Raw genomic sequence first — 15,736 nt, 5'->3', positions numbered from 1 at the left:
TTATTTACCCATAGCTCTTACTTCAACATTAACTTCAGGAGCTAAGTCAAGTTTTGTGAGTGAATCTACTGTATCTGGAGTAGCTGCTACAATATCAAGCATACGTGCATGAATTCTCATCTCAAACTGCTCGCGTGAATCTTTGTTGATATGTGGAGATTTCAAAACTGTATATCTTTTTATTTTTGTAGGCATTGGTACCGGACCTCTAATGTCAGCACCAGTTCTTTTAACAGCTTCTACAATTGCTGCAACTGTACGATCTAGAACTCTGTGGTCATAAGCTTTTAGCTTAAGCCTGATTCTTTCCATATTTTTTCCTTTATAAAGAACTCGTTAGATAAAATAATCTAACCACCATGTAATAATGATGGAGGTATTATATAAAAACAAGTTTTCCAAAGTCAAGAATTAATGTGTATTTTTTTATATTTTTTTCCTTATTATAAGGATAATATTTAACATTAAAAGATTAAATTTAATAAAATATAAGCTAAAATATATTATCCTTACTGCATTAATAATCGAATGTAAAAAGGGGTATTAGCTCAGCTGGGAGAGCACAACGCTGGCAGCGTTGGGGTCAGCGGTTCGAACCCGCTATACTCCACCAGAAATTTAAATTATGAAAATATTACAATTTTTTTATGATAATTATCCAAAAATTCAAAGCTTCAAAGAAAGAAAAGTTCAAATTCAAAGCAATAAAAATCTTATTATAAAAGGCGGTTTTGCTAGCGGTAAAAAAAATCTTATTTTAAATTTTTTATCTTTTTATAAAAATGAAAATATACTTTTTATCGACTGTGCTGATTTACGTTTTGATGAAAAAAGTTTATTACATCTTAACTCTTTTCTAACTTATAACCCTCAAATTAAATTTCTAATTCTTTGTAATTTTTGTTACGAATTTGATTTTAACGTTTTAAAACACTTAAATTTACAAATTATATTAAGTGTTAATATGATGAATTTTAAATTAGATAATTTTGAAGAAATTTATCTTGATTTTTTAGATTTTGAAGAATTTCTAAGTTTAAATAAAAAATATGTTGACATAAAATCTATGGTAAGTTATTTTTTACATACTGGAAGAAATGTAATTCAAAATCAAGAAGTAAATTTTACTTACCTAAAAAGTTTTTATAACCCTTTAGAATTAAATATTTTAAAATTTATCGCATTAAATATTTCTAATGAATTTAGTACTAACGATTTATTTAAATCTATGAAAGAAAAAATGCAAATTTCAAAAGATACTTTGTATAAAAATATAGCAAAATTGGAACAAAATTATACTTTATATTTTGTAAAAAATTATGATAAAAATGTAAAAAAAGTATATTTTTATGATTTCTATTTAAAAAATGCCTTAAGTGTACAGAAAGATTTTAGTGCTTTATTTGAGAATTTAGTTTTAAATGAAATGTTTAAATTCAAACAAGAAATTTTTTATACAAAATACTTTGATTTTTATATTCCAAATTTAAATATCGCTTTTTTATGTTCTCCTTTTAAGGATAAAGATTTAATTTTATTAAAAATAAAAAAAATTCTTAGTAAAAATCATCTCAAACTTTCTTCAATTTTTATTATTACACTCTCACAAAGTGCAGAAATTTTTATTAATGGAATTAGAATTTTATTACTTCCATTTGATGAATGGGCTTTAGGAAATTAATCCACTTTATCTAATTCATGTTTTTTTATAATAGCTAAGATTAATTGGGTATATTTATTTTTTATTTCAGAATATTTTTCTAAGTGTATGGCAGCTTCTTTACCATCTAATTTTTCTCCTTTTTCCAACACATTCTTGCGCCACATTCTAAAATCCTCATAAGCATTATGACGATTTAAATTTAAAATATAAGAATCAACGCTTTCTTGCAAAGTATCAAATACTTTAATTTTATGTGTTTTATTTACACTTCTTTCCTTGGGTATTAAACCTTTATCTCCCCAAGTCCATTCTCCAAAAAGATTATTAGCTTCTTTAGCAAAACGACTTGTTCCTGTAGCACTTTCTATAATAGCTTGAGCTATAGCCAAAGATTTAGGAACTTTTTGAATTTTTTCTTGATATTCTTGGATATTATATAAATTTTTTATTCTGTATTTTTCTTTTAACTCTATCAATCTGTTTAAAGCTATTGGATTTAAATTTCTAAAATTTAATTTTAACGCTTCATGAAAAAAATTATTTACAAATTCTTGTTCATTCTCTATATCTTTAAAAGAATTATCAAGCAAAGTGCTAATTTTACCTATAAAAACTTCTCTTTTTTGATTGATATCAAGAGTATAAAAATCTTCATTAAATCCTGGTATAAATTTAGCTTGTAATAAAATACAACTAACAAGAAAAATTATAATTAGCTTCAAAACAATACTTTACCTTCCCTTTAAAAAATATTTGATCTTCTTCGAGTCTAAATACCAAATTTTCACCACTTTTTGGCTGTATTGTGATTTTTGATTTAACTTTATAATTAAGTTGTGCTAGGTAAAAACATGCCCCCATACCTGTTCCACATGCTAAAGTCTCACTCTCCACACCTCGCTCAAATGTTCTTACTTTAAGCAATTCATCATTTTCAACTTTTGCAAAATTTACATTTGCATTATATTTTAGACGCAATTCTTTACATAATTGCTCATTAAAATCATCTAAATCATCTACAAAAGTTACAAGATGGGGAACACCTGTATCGCATAATTGCCACTGCATTTGTTTATATTCAAAAGGCTCTTTAATATTTTTAACATCACTCAATTTAATTTCAACCATATCGCTTTCTATGTGAGATTTAATCAATCCTGCACCTGTGATAAAATTTAAATATTTAGGTTTTTTTAAAAAATAATGTGCAAAATGCGCTGCTGCTCTTGATCCATTACCACACATATTAGCTTCACTTCCGTCACAATTATAAAACTGCCATTCAAAATCATATTTTTTATGCGGAACTATAACTATAAGTCCATCTGCACCTATGCCTTTATATCTATCACAAAGAATTTGCGCTAACTTGGTTCTATCTTTTTTCTCCTCGTCTGCGAATATAACAAAATCATTTCCACTAGCACAATATTTAAAGTATTTCATATAATAACCTTTAAATTATATTTCAAAAAATTTAACACACTTTCTTCAAATATTTCATAACTCTCTATGTTTTCTATAACATAATCAGCTATTTGTTTCTTTTTTTCTATATCAAGCTGACAATTTATTCTTTTTAAAGCCTCTTCTTTATCTATATGCTCTCTTTTCATAAGTCTTTGAAGCAAAAGTTTTTTTGGTGCATAAATTAAAATACTTTTTCCTAAATTTTGATAATTATTGTTTTCAAAAAATAGTGGTAATTCTATAAAAAAAGCCTTATTTTTTTTATCAATTTTTATTGCTTGGCTTAAAATTTCTTTTTTAATTTTTGGATGAATAAAATTTTCTAATTTTGATTTAGCTAATACATCATTAAAAATTATATTTCCAAGTTTTTTTCTATCTATACCATTATTTACAATTAAACTAAAATCATCAAAAAGTTTTGCAATATGTTGAGCATTTTCGTTTAATAACATGTGAGTAATTTCATCAGCACTTATAGTATCAAATCCTAATTTTTTAACTATTTTAATAAAAGTTGATTTTCCACCTGCAATACTTGAAGTCACAAAATAAGCATTTTGCATAATTTAGCCTTAAAAGATTTTTAGCTAAAATACACTTTAAATTCTTAAAGGAATATAAATGAATATAAGCTATGAAGACGCTGGAGTAAGTATAGATAACGGCAATGCTTTTGTAGAAGCTATAAAACCTATAGTCAAAGAGACTTTTAATGAAAATGTATTAGGTGGGATAGGATCTTTTTCCGGTGCTTTTGCTATGCCACAAGGTTTTAAAAATCCTGTAATGTTAGCTGCAACCGATGGAGTGGGGACTAAATTAAGACTTGCAATCGATGCTCAAAATTTTACCACCATAGGTGAAGATTTGGTTGCAATGTGCGTAAATGATCTAGTTTGTAATTTTGCTACTCCACTTTTTTTCTTAGATTATTATGCGAGTGCAAAATTAGAAGTTGAAAATGCCAAAAAAGTTGTAATGGGTATAGCAAATGGGTGTAAAAAAGCAAAATGTGCTCTGATAGGAGGAGAAACTGCAGAAATGCCCGGTATGTACCACACAGGAGATTTTGATTTAGCCGGTTTTTCAGTAGGAATGGCTGAAAAAGATGAAATAGACAGAAGATCTTTTGTGAAAAATGGTGATATTTTATTAGCTCTACCAAGTAGTGGTCTTCATTCTAATGGATACTCTTTAGCTAGAAAAGTATTATTTGAGGCACAAAAACTTAAATTTGATGATAAAATAGGTGAAAAAACACTAATTGATATTTTGCTTGAACCTACGAGAATTTATGTAAAAGATTTTTTAAAATTAAAACCTTATATTAATGCTTTAGCACATATTACAGGTGGTGGGTTGGTAGAAAATTTACCTAGAATTTTTCCACAAGGTATTGGAGCAGTAATTAGAAAACATCATTTAAAAACCCATGAAATATTTTATCAAATAGGTCAAAGCGTTGAAGAAAATGAAATGTATAGAAGTTTTAATATGGGAGTAGGAATGGTAATAGTAGCAAATCCCACTAATGTAGATAAAATCTTAGAAAATTCAGATGCTTACATTATAGGTGAAGTAGTATTAAATGAAGGAATTATTTTAGAATAATGGCAAAAAGCCATTATTCTTCATTTTAAGCAAAATACCAAGCTATCAAAATATTTAGTGCCATCCCTACAAGCAATAAAGGAGTGGATCTTTTTACAATAGCTACAGGATCTAATTTTGCAAATCCTGCTAAGGCTAAAATCCCTCCAGATATAGGAGAAGCTGCACGTCCTAAACAAGAAGCAATTTCTAGTGGCAATGCTAATGATATAGGATTAATTCCTAATTTAGCTGCTATATCAGGAGCTAATCTTCCAAAAGCATTGAAAGCTGCTATACCACTTCCCATGATGACACTTGCAAAATAAACAATGAAACTCAACACCACAATAGTAACTAAAACAGCTGAAGCACCCATAGAAGAAACAGCCAATGCCAAATGCTCAATACCTTTTAAAGCTTTAATACCTTCTGCGAAAATAGAAGCTGCAATAATAATACAAACCACACTGACAAAAATTTCTGCCATTGATTTTAAAATAACCATCAAATCATCTGCCAATTTTTTAGCATCTTTGTGTCTAATATACTCTAAAATAAACACTAAACTTATACTTAAAAAATTTGCACTCACAACATCAAGTTTAATTTTATATCCATACAAACTTGCAAAATATGCACCAAATAAAAATGCTATTGGAAGCCAAGGTAAGAAGATATAAAATAAAGGACATTTTGGATCTTTTATTTCCATATGTTCTACATCATCAATCACACCTTTAGCAATATCTTTTTTATCCATATAGCTATAATAAAATGGAATAAGCAAAGCCATGACAACAACATAAGCAATAACTGGATAAATTTGATATTCAAAAAACATTGCAACAACATTATCTATACCAACCATATCCGCTAAATTGATAGAATTACCATCTTTTGGTCCATAATCAAGTGCAATCAAAGAAAGAACAGAAACAGCTGTAATTGGGCGAATACCAATGGCGATTAATACCGGATAAATCGAAGCTAATAATAAAAGTAATAATCCTGTATAACTTGAAATAACTATTTTTAGAGCCATACCTACTACAAAAGTTCCACTCAAAACCAAATATTTATTTTTAATTCTACCTAGAGGCTTATTGGCTACAAATGCGAGTTTAGCAGAGGCATTAATATGTTTCATATAAGCTGCAAATCCTGCAACAGACATTATAATTAAGCCAACTCCAGCTAAATTTGTCTTAAAAGTTTCTGTAACAAAACCAAAGACATCAAACACAACATTACCCATACTTTGCTTTAAAACAGACTCTCCTGTGATAGACGAGACTATAATTAAAATAACAATACCCGAGAGAAAAAATGTAAAAATAGGATTGTATTTTTTCAGAATAAAATACGCTACTAAAAATACACAAAACAAAGTAGCGACTACAGAAATTAGAATTTCCATAAATCCTCCTTAGAATATATCTAAGGATTATTTTATGAAAATTTTCTTAAAAAGTCTTTATGAATTTACAGGATGTAATTCGTTAGCATAAAAACTTACAGAATTCATACCTTCTTTAATAGCCCATTCATAAGCTTTAGAAACAAATTCCCAATTTATATGTGAATAAAATTTTTCTAAATATGCAGGGCGAGCGTTACGATGATCAACATAATAAGCATGTTCCCAAACATCCACCACCAAAAGTGGAATTTTATCTTCAGTAATAGGCGTAGCTGCATTACTTGTTCCAGTAAGCTCTAACTTTTTGCTTTTAACATTATAAACTAACCAAAACCATCCTGAACCAAAAACACCAGTTGCGCCTTTTATAAATTCTTCTTTTAAATTTTCCATTGAACCAAAATCTTTTTCAACTGCTGCTTTAAATGACTCATCCAAAGAACAGCCACAACCACAGCATGTTTTTGGTTTTATACAATCAAAATAAAAATCGTGATTATAAACTTGTGCTGCATTATTAAAAATACCACCTTCTGAGTTTTTAATAATGTAAACTAAATCTTTACCTTCAAACTGAGTGCCTTTAATAAGATTATTTAAATTATTTACATAAGTTTGATGGTGTTTTCCATGATGAAATGAGAAAGTTTCAGCACTTAAAAAGTCTCCAAAAGCATCTACTTCATAAGGTAATTTTCTTAACTCAAACATATTTATTCTCCTTGTTCTAAATTTTGACAATCATTCTAACACATATAAATTAAAAAAGACTAAATAACTCTTTTATAATTAACAATTTCAATTATTATTATGATAAAAATATAGGAGTGGTGACCCATACGAGACTCGAACTCGTGTTACCGCCGTGAAAGGGCGATGTCCTAACCGCTAGACGAATGGGCCATCTTTTTTAAAAGAAAAGCGATTATATATTTTTATTGCTTAATGATTGATTAATTTTTTAAACAATCATTATAAAACAATTTTCTAGATATCTAATTCTATACCCACAGGAGCATGATCAGAACCTAAAATATCATCTCTAATGAAAGCATTTTTAAGTTTATTTTTTAAGCCCTTAGATATGAAAAAATAATCAATTCTCCAGCCTACATTTCTTTCTCTAGCTTTCATTCTATAGCTCCACCAAGAATATTTATCTTTCATATCACCATTAATTTCTCTAAAAGTATCAATAAAACCAAGTGCAAGTAAATCATCAATCCAAGCACGCTCTATAGGCAAAAATCCCGATGTATTGGCATTTGCCTTAGGGTGTGTTAAATCAATCTCCTTATGAGCAGTGTTGACATCGCCACAGATGATAATTTCCTTGCCTTCCTTTAAAAGCCTATCTAAATACAATAAAAAATCATTGTAAAATTTCATTTTAAAATTTAAACGCTCTTCATCTTTTTGACCATTAGGAAAATAAATATTAAATAAAACAATGTTTTTGAAGCTATGTTCTAAAACCCTACCTTCCTCATCATCAAAAAATTCACATTTTTTAGTCTCACAATCAAAATTACATAAACTCATTACTCCAGAGTAACCTGCTCTTTTGGCACTATTAAAATACATATGATTAAAATTATACTCATAAATTTTTTTTGGAAATTTTTCCTCATGTGCTTTGATTTCTTGAAAACCAATAAAATCAACATCTTCTTTTTCTATCCATTCAAGTGCATTTTTATCACAAATAGCTCTTAAGCCATTTACATTCCACGAAAGTAATTTCATTAATTATCCTTAAAAAAACGTAATCATATCATAAAGCTAATAAAATAAATTAACTATTTTAATCTATAATCCTTATTTATTTGAAAGGAATACATGAAAATTTTTAATATCTCTTGGTTAAAATTTGTATTTTTAAGTGCTATTTACATTAGTGCTATTAATTTTAAATTATTTTCTTATATTCACGATAATTTACACCCTAATGATGGTGATTCTTCCATAATTTTATATATTATTATTTATTTTAGCTTACTAGTGGGAATTTTTGCTTTGTTATTTTTGCCTTATCTTAGCAAAGCTCTGATGCTTTTTTTTACAGCAGTAAGCTCAATTAGTGGATATTTTATGCTAAATTATGGTGTAGTCATAGACCATGATATGGTTAGAAATGCTATACAAACAGATACGAAAGAGATATTTGATTTATTAAACGCTAAAATGTTTTTGTATATATTTTTTACTTTTATTATACCTGCTTTTTTTATCATCAAAATAAAAATTCATTATTGTAATTTTAAAAAGCACTTATTGGTTAAATTTGGCACTACATTAATGGCTTTTATCGTAGCTTTTGGTTTGCTTGGTATTTTTTCAAAAAGTATAATCCCGTTTTTGCGAACATATAATGAAGTTAGAGTTTATAACATACCTTTTTACCAAATTTATTCAGGTTTTAAATATATAAAATTAAAATTTGCTTCACAAAAACACCTCCAAATTATAGCTCCAGATGCTAAATGGGACAAAGATCCTAATAAGGTTATGATTTTAGTTGTCGGAGAAACTGCTAGAGCGGCAAATTATTCTTTAGGTGGATATACAAATAACGATACCAATTTTTATACAAAAAACGAAGAAAATCTCATATATTTTAACAAAGTAAGCTCATGTGGAACTGCTACTGCAAGAAGCTTACCTTGTATGTTTTCAAGACACAAAAGAGAAACCTTTAATGATAGTTTATATGAAGAAAATGTTTTAGATATTTTACAAAAAGTTGGAGTACAAAGCATTTGGGTTGATAATAATTCTGGAGGTTGCAAGGGAAATTGCAATCGTATCAAAAATAAAATTATTTCTCAAGATTATGATGAAAGTTTGCTTGAACTAGTTAAAAAAGAATTAGAAGATACTACATCAAGCAAAATTATTGTCGTTCATTTACAAGGCTCTCATGGACCATCATATTTTAAACGCTATCCTGATAAATTTAAAAAATTTACCCCAACTTGTGATACCAATGAATTACAAAAATGTACCCAAGAAGAATTATCTAATACCTACGATAATACCTTGCTATATACAGATTTTATTATAAAAAATCTCATAGACATGCTCAAACAAAATCCTAATCAAGAATCTTCCTTGCTTTATATGTCAGATCACGGTGAAAGCTTGGGTGAAAATGGAATTTATCTCCACGGTATGCCTTATTTTATAGCACCAAAAGAACAAACTCACATACCTATGATTTTCTGGAGCAATGATGCTGATTTTGCCAAAGAATTAAAAGCTAAAAAAGATTATAAGCTATCTCACGATAACCTTTTTTCAACTTTGCTAGGATATTTTAACATTAGCACTAATGAATATGAGAAAAATTATGATTTATTTAGCAAAAATTTAGAGGAAAATCCTCAATGAAACCTGAGTATTCTCTATTTAAAAATGCCTCTTATGCTATGAGTGGAATTAAATTTTTATTTAAAGATGAGATGGCTTTTAAAATAGAAATTATTTTAATTATACCTTTAATCATAGCAAGCCTTTTTTTGCCTATAAATTTTATAGAACATTTTGTATTGATTTTTGTATTGGTATTGATTTTAATCATAGAAGCTATAAATTCGGCTATAGAAGCTTGCGTAGATCTTTGCACAAACGATTTTCACATATTAGCCAAAAAAGCAAAAGATTGTGCAAGCGCAGGGGTATTTTTTAGCGTATTATTAGCTATAAGTACTTGGATTTTTATTTTAATCAAGTGGTTTTTATATGGATAAACGCGTTAGAACATTATGTGAAAAAATTCATGGAAAAAAACGATTTGAAGTTATAGAATTTTTAGCTTTAAATGCTGATGAAAATGGTTTTGTTTTTATTAGTATTGAAGAGCTTAGCAAAAGATTAAATACAAGTAAGCCTACAATAATCAATACTTTTAAATTTTTAGAAGAAAAATCTTTGCTTGAAAAATTTAAAAATGGCTTATATAAACTCAAATAGGAGATAAAAATGATACTTAAAAATCCACTAGATATGCACTTACACTTAAGAGATGAAGAAGTTTTAACATTAGTAGCGCCACTAAGTGCAAAAGATTTTAAAGCTGGCGTAATAATGCCTAATTTAATACAACCCATAACAGCTTTAAATGACTTAAAAGCTTACAAAAATCGTATTTTAAAAGCTTGTTCTAATGAAGATTTTATACCTCTTATGACTCTCTTTTTTCAAAATTATGATGAAAAATTTTTAGAACTTGTTAAAAATGAAATTTTTGCTATAAAGCTATACCCTGCTGGAATAACAACAAATTCTGATAATGGAATTTCAAGCTTTGATTTAGAAAAATTAAAGCCCACTTTAAACGCTATGAGTGATTTAAATATACCTTTGTTAGTCCATGGCGAAACAAATGATTTTGTTATGGATAGAGAAGCAAATTTTGAAAAAATCTATGAAAGTTTAACTAAAAATTTTCCAAATTTAAAGATAGTCATGGAACATATTACTACCAAAGTTTTATGTGATTTATTAAAAGAGTATGAAAATCTATATGCAACTATAACCTTACATCACTTAATCATAACACTTGATGATGTAATAGGTGGTAAAATGGATCCACATTTATTTTGCAAGCCTATAGCAAAACGCTATGAAGATAAAGAAGCACTTTGCGAGCTTGCTTTTAGTGGTTATGAAAAGGCTATGCTTGGAAGCGATAGTGCACCTCATCCATTACACACTAAAGAGTGTTGTGGCTGTGCTGCTGGAGTATTTAGTGCACCAGTGATTTTACCTGTGTTAGCTGAACTTTTTGAAAAAAATTCAAATGAAGCAAATTTACAAAAATTTATTTCAGATAATGCTTGTAAAATCCATAATCTTAAATTTGAAAAAGACAAAATTATCACTTTAGAAAAACAAGAATGGCAAGTACCTCAAAAATACGGCGATATAGTGCCATTTATGGCTGGAAAAACTTTAAAATTCAAAGTCGTAAATTAAAAGAAAATTAATGCTAAAAGCTTATCTAGAAAACATAAAAGATATTCCCATCAACGATAAAGAACACACATATAGAACAGCTTTGCAAAATTTATCACAAGCTATAAAAGAAAATCAAGACAAGCAAAATAAAATCTCTATCAAACAAGAACCGAATGACAAAGAAGGTAGAGGTGCTCCGGATTTTTTAATAACAAAAGATTTTCTAACACTAGGCTACATAGAAAATAAGTGAAAAAATTCAATAAATTAACTATTAAAACATAAATTCAAAATTTTTACTATAAAATAATATTTTTAAAGGAATTTAGTATATGTTACAAAATAAAACTTTGACTTATATATCATTATTTTCATCTGCTGGTATTGGTTGCTATGGATTTAAAGAGGCAGGGTTTGAATGTATAGCTACAAATGAAATAATTGAGCGTAGATTAAATATACAACGATTAAATCAAAAATGTATATTTGAAAGCGGATACATTCATGGTGATATAAAAAAACAGGTTACAAAAGATAAAATTTTTGAACAAATTGATTTATATAAAAAGAAATTTGGCAACGATAGAGTGGATGTTTTAGTAGCAACACCCCCTTGTCAAGGCATGAGCGTAGCAAATCACAAAAAAAATCAAAATGAAATAGATAGAAATTCATTAGTAGTAGAAAGCGTAGAACTAATAGGAAAAATTAAGCCTAGATTCTTCATTTTGGAAAATGTATCTAGTTTTTATAAAACAGGCTGCATTGATAGAAATAAAAATCTCATAGAAATAGGAACAATGATAGAGCAAAATTTATCACAAGAGTATTCAATCTATAATGATATTATAAACTTTAAGAATTATGGAGCAAATTCAAGTAGAACTAGAACAATCGTTATAGGTGTTTGTAAGGAGTTAAAAGATTTTATAGCTAGTATTGAATTATTTCCAAACTTTTGCAATGAAAGATCTCTAAAATCAATTCTATCAAAACAAAAATCTTTGCAGTGGGGTGAGTATGATAAAAATGATTTTTATCACAGCTTTAGATTATATCCACTACATATGCGCGAATGGATAAAAGACTTAAAAGAAGGACAAAGTGCTTTTGACAATAAAGACAATGAAAAAAAGCCACATAAAATAGTCAATGGACAAATAATTTTCAATACCAATAAAAATGGTGATAAATATAAAAGACAGAGATGGGATAGTGTAGCACCTTGCATTCACACAAGAAACGATCAATTAGCTAGTCAAAATACAATACACCCAAATGATGATAGAGTTTTTTCAATACGAGAGCTTATGCTTATGATGAATATCCCAAATAACTTTAAGTGGTTGCCTTATACTTTGCAAGAGCTTAACACAATGCCATATAAAGAGAAACAAAAAATCTCTAAGCAAAATGAGATGAATATAAGACAAAGTATAGGTGAAGCTGTACCTACAATCATTTTTAAACAAATAGCAGATAAAATTTCTACTTTTATGAAAAAACAAAATTTCAACAGTAAAATTATGTTAGAAATAATCAACAAATATAATCTACAAGATTTCAATAATTTAAAAATATTCATAGCAAATCACTTAAACAATCTTTCAACTGCTACACTATCAAATTTAGCTGAATTCACAAACGCAAAAAGAGAGCAAAATTCCGCATATTTTACAAATAAATTTATTATCAATGAAATAGCAAAAGAATTACCAAATTTTACCAAAGATTCTATAACTATTATTGAGCCAAGTGCTGGATGTGGTAATTTTTTACCTATTATTTTTAAAAAATATAAACATATCAAACAAGTTATTTTAAAAGTGATTGATATAAATCAAAATAGCCTTGATATTTTAAAAATGCTGTATGAAAATCAAATCCCAAAAAACTTTAAACTAGAGTTTATTTGTATGGATTTTATGAAATTTAACAATAAAGACAAAATAGATTTGATTGTTGGCAATCCGCCATTTAGTAAAATAAAACAAGAGGATATGGTGTTAAGTAGTTTTAGCGAAAATTTAAGTAATCTAGCAGGATTCTTTTTAGAAAAATCATTACAAATAGCGGATTTTGTATCTATGATAATGCCTAAAAATTTACTTAACACAAAAGAATATGAACAAACAAGATACAAATTGCAAAATAAAGGCGTTAAATCCATAATAGATTTTGGTGAGCTTGGATTTAATAGTGTGTTGATAGAAACTATCAATATAACCACAGGCAAAACAAAAGAGGTTTCAATTAGATCGCTACCATTAAATTTAAAACTATTACAAAAACAGTCATATATTTTTGATAACAAATTACCCTATTGGGTTATTTATAGAAATCCATTTTTTGATAAAGTATTTAAATCTATGAATCTAGGAATTTTTGATTCATTTAGAGATCGACAACTCACTAACACAAATACCACTACAACAAAAAATAACGAATCTATAAGAGTTGTTAAATCTCGCAACATTGATAATAATGGAAATATTATAGAAATAAATGGTTATGATAGTTATATTACAAAAGATAATTTATATAAGTTTAAAATAAGTGAATTTTTAAATAGAGATGATGTGTATTTAACACCAAATATGACTTATAATCCACGTATTTCCAAAAAAGAAAAAGGCTTTGTTGTTAATGGATCTGTAGCAATTTTAATCCCAAAACAAAACATAACTCTTACACAAAATCAGCAGAATTACATCTCTAGTGATGAGTTTAGAAATTTTTATAGGATTGCTAGGAATTATCAAACTAGAACACTAAATATTGATAATATAAGTTGTTTTTGGTTTGGAGCGTTAAAGGATTCATAATGTTAGAAAAAAATATAGAAGTATTTTTAGATTCTAAAGATTATGATGTAAGAAAAACCAAGAGAGCAAGGTGGATAGACCAAAAATGCACTCCGGATGTACTAGCAATAATCGCAGATTGCATTTTAGAATACACAGGATATGATACAAGTATTGAATTTAGCATTGCTGATATTTGGCAAAGTGATTACACAAAAGAACATGTTGAGAGTATTTTTTCAAAACCAGACACTCGTTCTAAAAGCGCTAAAAATGAATATGATAAATTCTTTTCACAACCTATCAATTTGTTTGAATATAGCTGCATTTTAAATGCTAGAACACATAGTAACAAAAGGATTTTTAAAATCAATAATTTAGAGTTATTAGAATATATATCTTTGCGTGAAAGCAATGCATTAAATTTCTTACTTTTATATACACAAAAAGTGTTAAAAGATAGTGAAATTTACTATTTATTTGAAACTTTTTTTGCAAATCAAGATAAAGATAGCTTTAAAAATTTAAAAGATGGATTTGCTAGTTTTACAATAAAACACACAAATATTAACGAAACCACTGAGTGTTATAGAATCTTTACAAAAATCATAAATCCATTGGCATTTTATAAAAAGAAAAAAGGTACAAGAAAAGGTCAAATATCTAAAACTACAATAACACTAGATGAGATAAGATACAATAGGCTAAATTGGCGAGATGAATTAAACAACAAAGAGAAAACAATCACTAGAAAAGAACACGAAAATATAATCTCAAAAAATATCCAAGCAAAAGCTAACTACGATATACAAAAAGCTAAAAAACTTGTGCGTAGATACAATGATAAATACAACGATGGATTTTCAGAAGTTAAACAAGAAAGCGAGATGAATACTAAAGCCACACAAATTCACCATATATTTCCGCAATCCCAATTTCCAACGATTAGCGACTATGCAGAAAACTTGATTGCAATAACGCCAAATCAACACTATTCTATGGCACACCCCAATAATCAAACAGCATACATAGACAAGAATTTTCAATATATCTGCTTATTAGCTAAGACAAATACAATCAAAAACGATACAACACAAACATATAGTTTTGAAAAATATACATTTGTACTAGATATAGGGCTAAGCACGAATGATTTTGGTTTGATCAATGATTTAGATTTTGCAACTTTAATAAATAAAATAGATTACTACTATTCTGATTTTACAAAATACAAGCATCTAGCTGAATTAAATAATATTTTATAAGCGATTATTTAATTGACAAACACTTAATAGGAAGTAATAGCTACACTTATCCTCTCTATCTCTATCCCACAGAAAGATACAAAAAAGCTATTTTAAAGCAAGATTCTCTTTATAGCAACCTTTCAAAAAAGATAGAAAATTTTACACCGGAGTTTAGAAAATTTATAAATACAAAATACAAAGAGTGCTTTTGCCCAGAGTGTATTTTAGGTTATATTTATGCGGTTTTATCCCATAAAAATTACAGAAACAAATATCTTGATTTTTTAAAATAGATTTCCCCAAAATCCCTTTTTGTAAAAAATAAAAGTATTTTTAAGAATTCAAGCAAACATTAAAAAATAAAAATTTTAAAATAGAAAAAATAAAATACAACAAAGTTTGTATTTTACAAAGTAAGTCCTGAAATTTATGAGTTTAAATAGGTGGTTATGCTGTACTAGATAAATACTTAAAAAACCACAAAGAAGAAGACATAGATCATAAACATTTTACCCTGATCATACAAACTTTAGATGAAACTCTAAAAATTCAAGATGAAATTTCAAAAATTAATCTA

16 protein-coding genes, 2 tRNA genes and 1 pseudogene are annotated in these 15,736 nt (G+C 27.6%); 11 read left to right on the top strand and 8 right to left on the bottom strand.

The genetic code is table 11. From position 1 onward, the window contains the following. Positions 1-312, bottom strand: a complete 312-nt coding sequence (gene rpsJ / locus CINS_RS00300) for a 30S ribosomal protein S10 (RefSeq protein WP_012660810.1) — start codon at positions 310-312, stop codon at positions 1-3. 225 nt (positions 313-537) lie between these two features. Here rpsJ and CINS_RS00295 point away from each other — a divergent pair. Together CINS_RS00295 and CINS_RS00290 are read left to right on the top strand one after the other, a co-directional pair. Further along, positions 538-613: transfer RNA gene (locus CINS_RS00295), tRNA-Ala, on the top strand. A 12-nt stretch (positions 614-625) separates the two neighbouring features. Continuing rightward, positions 626-1,681: an ATP-binding protein gene (locus CINS_RS00290; protein ID WP_039648868.1), complete on the top strand. Its 1,056-nt coding sequence runs from the start codon at positions 626-628 to the stop codon at positions 1,679-1,681. Here CINS_RS00290 and CINS_RS00285 read toward each other — a convergent pair. The 3 genes from CINS_RS00285 to coaE are packed head-to-tail and all read right to left on the bottom strand — an operon-like array spanning position 1,678 to position 3,699. Then, a complete protein-coding gene (locus tag CINS_RS00285; protein ID WP_039648866.1) occupies positions 1,678-2,385 on the bottom strand; it encodes a glucosaminidase domain-containing protein in 708 nt (235 codons plus the stop codon). The genes CINS_RS00290 and CINS_RS00285 overlap by 4 nt on opposite strands. Continuing rightward, positions 2,357-3,109: a diaminopimelate epimerase gene (dapF, locus tag CINS_RS00280; RefSeq protein ID WP_039648864.1), complete on the bottom strand. Its 753-nt coding sequence runs from the start codon at positions 3,107-3,109 to the stop codon at positions 2,357-2,359. Before dapF ends, CINS_RS00285 begins: the two co-directional genes overlap by 29 nt. After that, entirely contained in the window at positions 3,106-3,699 is a 594-nt protein-coding gene (coaE, locus tag CINS_RS00275) for a dephospho-CoA kinase (protein WP_039648862.1), read from the bottom strand. The genes dapF and coaE overlap by 4 nt, the downstream gene beginning before the upstream one ends. Positions 3,700-3,757: 58 nt before the next feature. Between coaE and purM the strand changes: the two genes are divergently transcribed. Continuing rightward, entirely contained in the window at positions 3,758-4,747 is a 990-nt protein-coding gene (gene purM / locus CINS_RS00270; RefSeq protein WP_039648860.1) for a phosphoribosylformylglycinamidine cyclo-ligase, read from the top strand. Positions 4,748-4,772: 25 nt separating this feature from the next. Here the strand turns inward: purM and dcuC are convergent, their stop codons facing one another. The 4 genes from dcuC to CINS_RS00250 all read right to left on the bottom strand — a co-directional run bounded on the left by dcuC (position 4,773) and on the right by CINS_RS00250 (position 7,895). Beyond that, on the bottom strand, positions 4,773-6,146 hold the full coding sequence (gene dcuC / locus CINS_RS00265; protein ID WP_039648859.1) for a C4-dicarboxylate transporter DcuC: 1,374 nt from the start codon (positions 6,144-6,146) through the stop codon (positions 4,773-4,775). A gap of 57 nt (positions 6,147-6,203) precedes the next feature. Continuing rightward, the gene (sodB, locus tag CINS_RS00260) at positions 6,204-6,860 is read right to left on the bottom strand and encodes a superoxide dismutase [Fe] (protein ID WP_039648857.1); all 657 of its coding nucleotides are present in this window, start codon (positions 6,858-6,860) and stop codon (positions 6,204-6,206) included. A gap of 117 nt (positions 6,861-6,977) precedes the next feature. Beyond that, a tRNA-Glu gene (locus tag CINS_RS00255) sits at positions 6,978-7,052 on the bottom strand. Positions 7,053-7,136: 84 nt separating this feature from the next. Then, positions 7,137-7,895: an exodeoxyribonuclease III gene (locus CINS_RS00250; RefSeq protein ID WP_039648856.1), complete on the bottom strand. Its 759-nt coding sequence runs from the start codon at positions 7,893-7,895 to the stop codon at positions 7,137-7,139. A gap of 93 nt (positions 7,896-7,988) precedes the next feature. Here CINS_RS00250 and CINS_RS00245 point away from each other — a divergent pair, with 93 nt between their 5' ends. From CINS_RS00245 to CINS_RS08005, 8 genes and pseudogenes are all read left to right on the top strand, one after another. Next, positions 7,989-9,539, top strand: a complete 1,551-nt coding sequence (locus CINS_RS00245) for a phosphoethanolamine transferase (protein WP_039648853.1) — start codon at positions 7,989-7,991, stop codon at positions 9,537-9,539. Beyond that, positions 9,536-9,898, top strand: coding sequence for a diacylglycerol kinase (locus CINS_RS00240; protein WP_039648852.1), 363 nt, complete (start codon positions 9,536-9,538; stop codon positions 9,896-9,898). Before CINS_RS00245 ends, CINS_RS00240 begins: the two co-directional genes overlap by 4 nt. Beyond that, positions 9,891-10,121 carry a replication/maintenance protein RepL gene (locus tag CINS_RS00235; RefSeq protein WP_039648850.1) on the top strand — a complete coding sequence of 77 codons (231 nt, stop codon included), beginning with the start codon at positions 9,891-9,893 and terminating at the stop codon, positions 10,119-10,121. Before CINS_RS00240 ends, CINS_RS00235 begins: the two co-directional genes overlap by 8 nt. A 9-nt stretch (positions 10,122-10,130) precedes the next feature. After that, positions 10,131-11,126 carry a dihydroorotase gene (gene pyrC, locus CINS_RS00230; protein ID WP_039648849.1) on the top strand — a complete coding sequence of 332 codons (996 nt, stop codon included), beginning with the start codon at positions 10,131-10,133 and terminating at the stop codon, positions 11,124-11,126. A 10-nt stretch (positions 11,127-11,136) separates the two neighbouring features. Continuing rightward, positions 11,137-11,358, top strand: a pseudogene (locus tag CINS_RS00225) (N-6 DNA methylase); the annotation flags it as partial. Between the two features lie 82 nt (positions 11,359-11,440). Then, entirely contained in the window at positions 11,441-13,933 is a 2,493-nt protein-coding gene (locus tag CINS_RS00220; protein WP_039648845.1) for a DNA cytosine methyltransferase, read from the top strand. Beyond that, entirely contained in the window at positions 13,933-15,177 is a 1,245-nt protein-coding gene (locus CINS_RS00215) for a hypothetical protein (RefSeq protein WP_039648843.1), read from the top strand. The genes CINS_RS00220 and CINS_RS00215 overlap by 1 nt, the downstream gene beginning before the upstream one ends. After that, positions 15,174-15,452 (top strand): type ISP restriction/modification enzyme, encoded by a 279-nt coding sequence (locus CINS_RS08005; RefSeq protein ID WP_158336219.1) that lies wholly within the window; start codon positions 15,174-15,176, stop codon positions 15,450-15,452. Before CINS_RS00215 ends, CINS_RS08005 begins: the two co-directional genes overlap by 4 nt. The last annotated feature ends 284 nt before the right edge of the window (positions 15,453-15,736 follow it).

It is taken from the genome of Campylobacter insulaenigrae NCTC 12927 (genome assembly GCF_000816185.1).
Classification (GTDB): Bacteria; Campylobacterota; Campylobacteria; order Campylobacterales; family Campylobacteraceae; genus Campylobacter_D; species Campylobacter_D insulaenigrae.
Note: the sequence above shows the minus strand (reverse complement) of the source record. Positions and strands in the feature narration are given on the sequence as shown.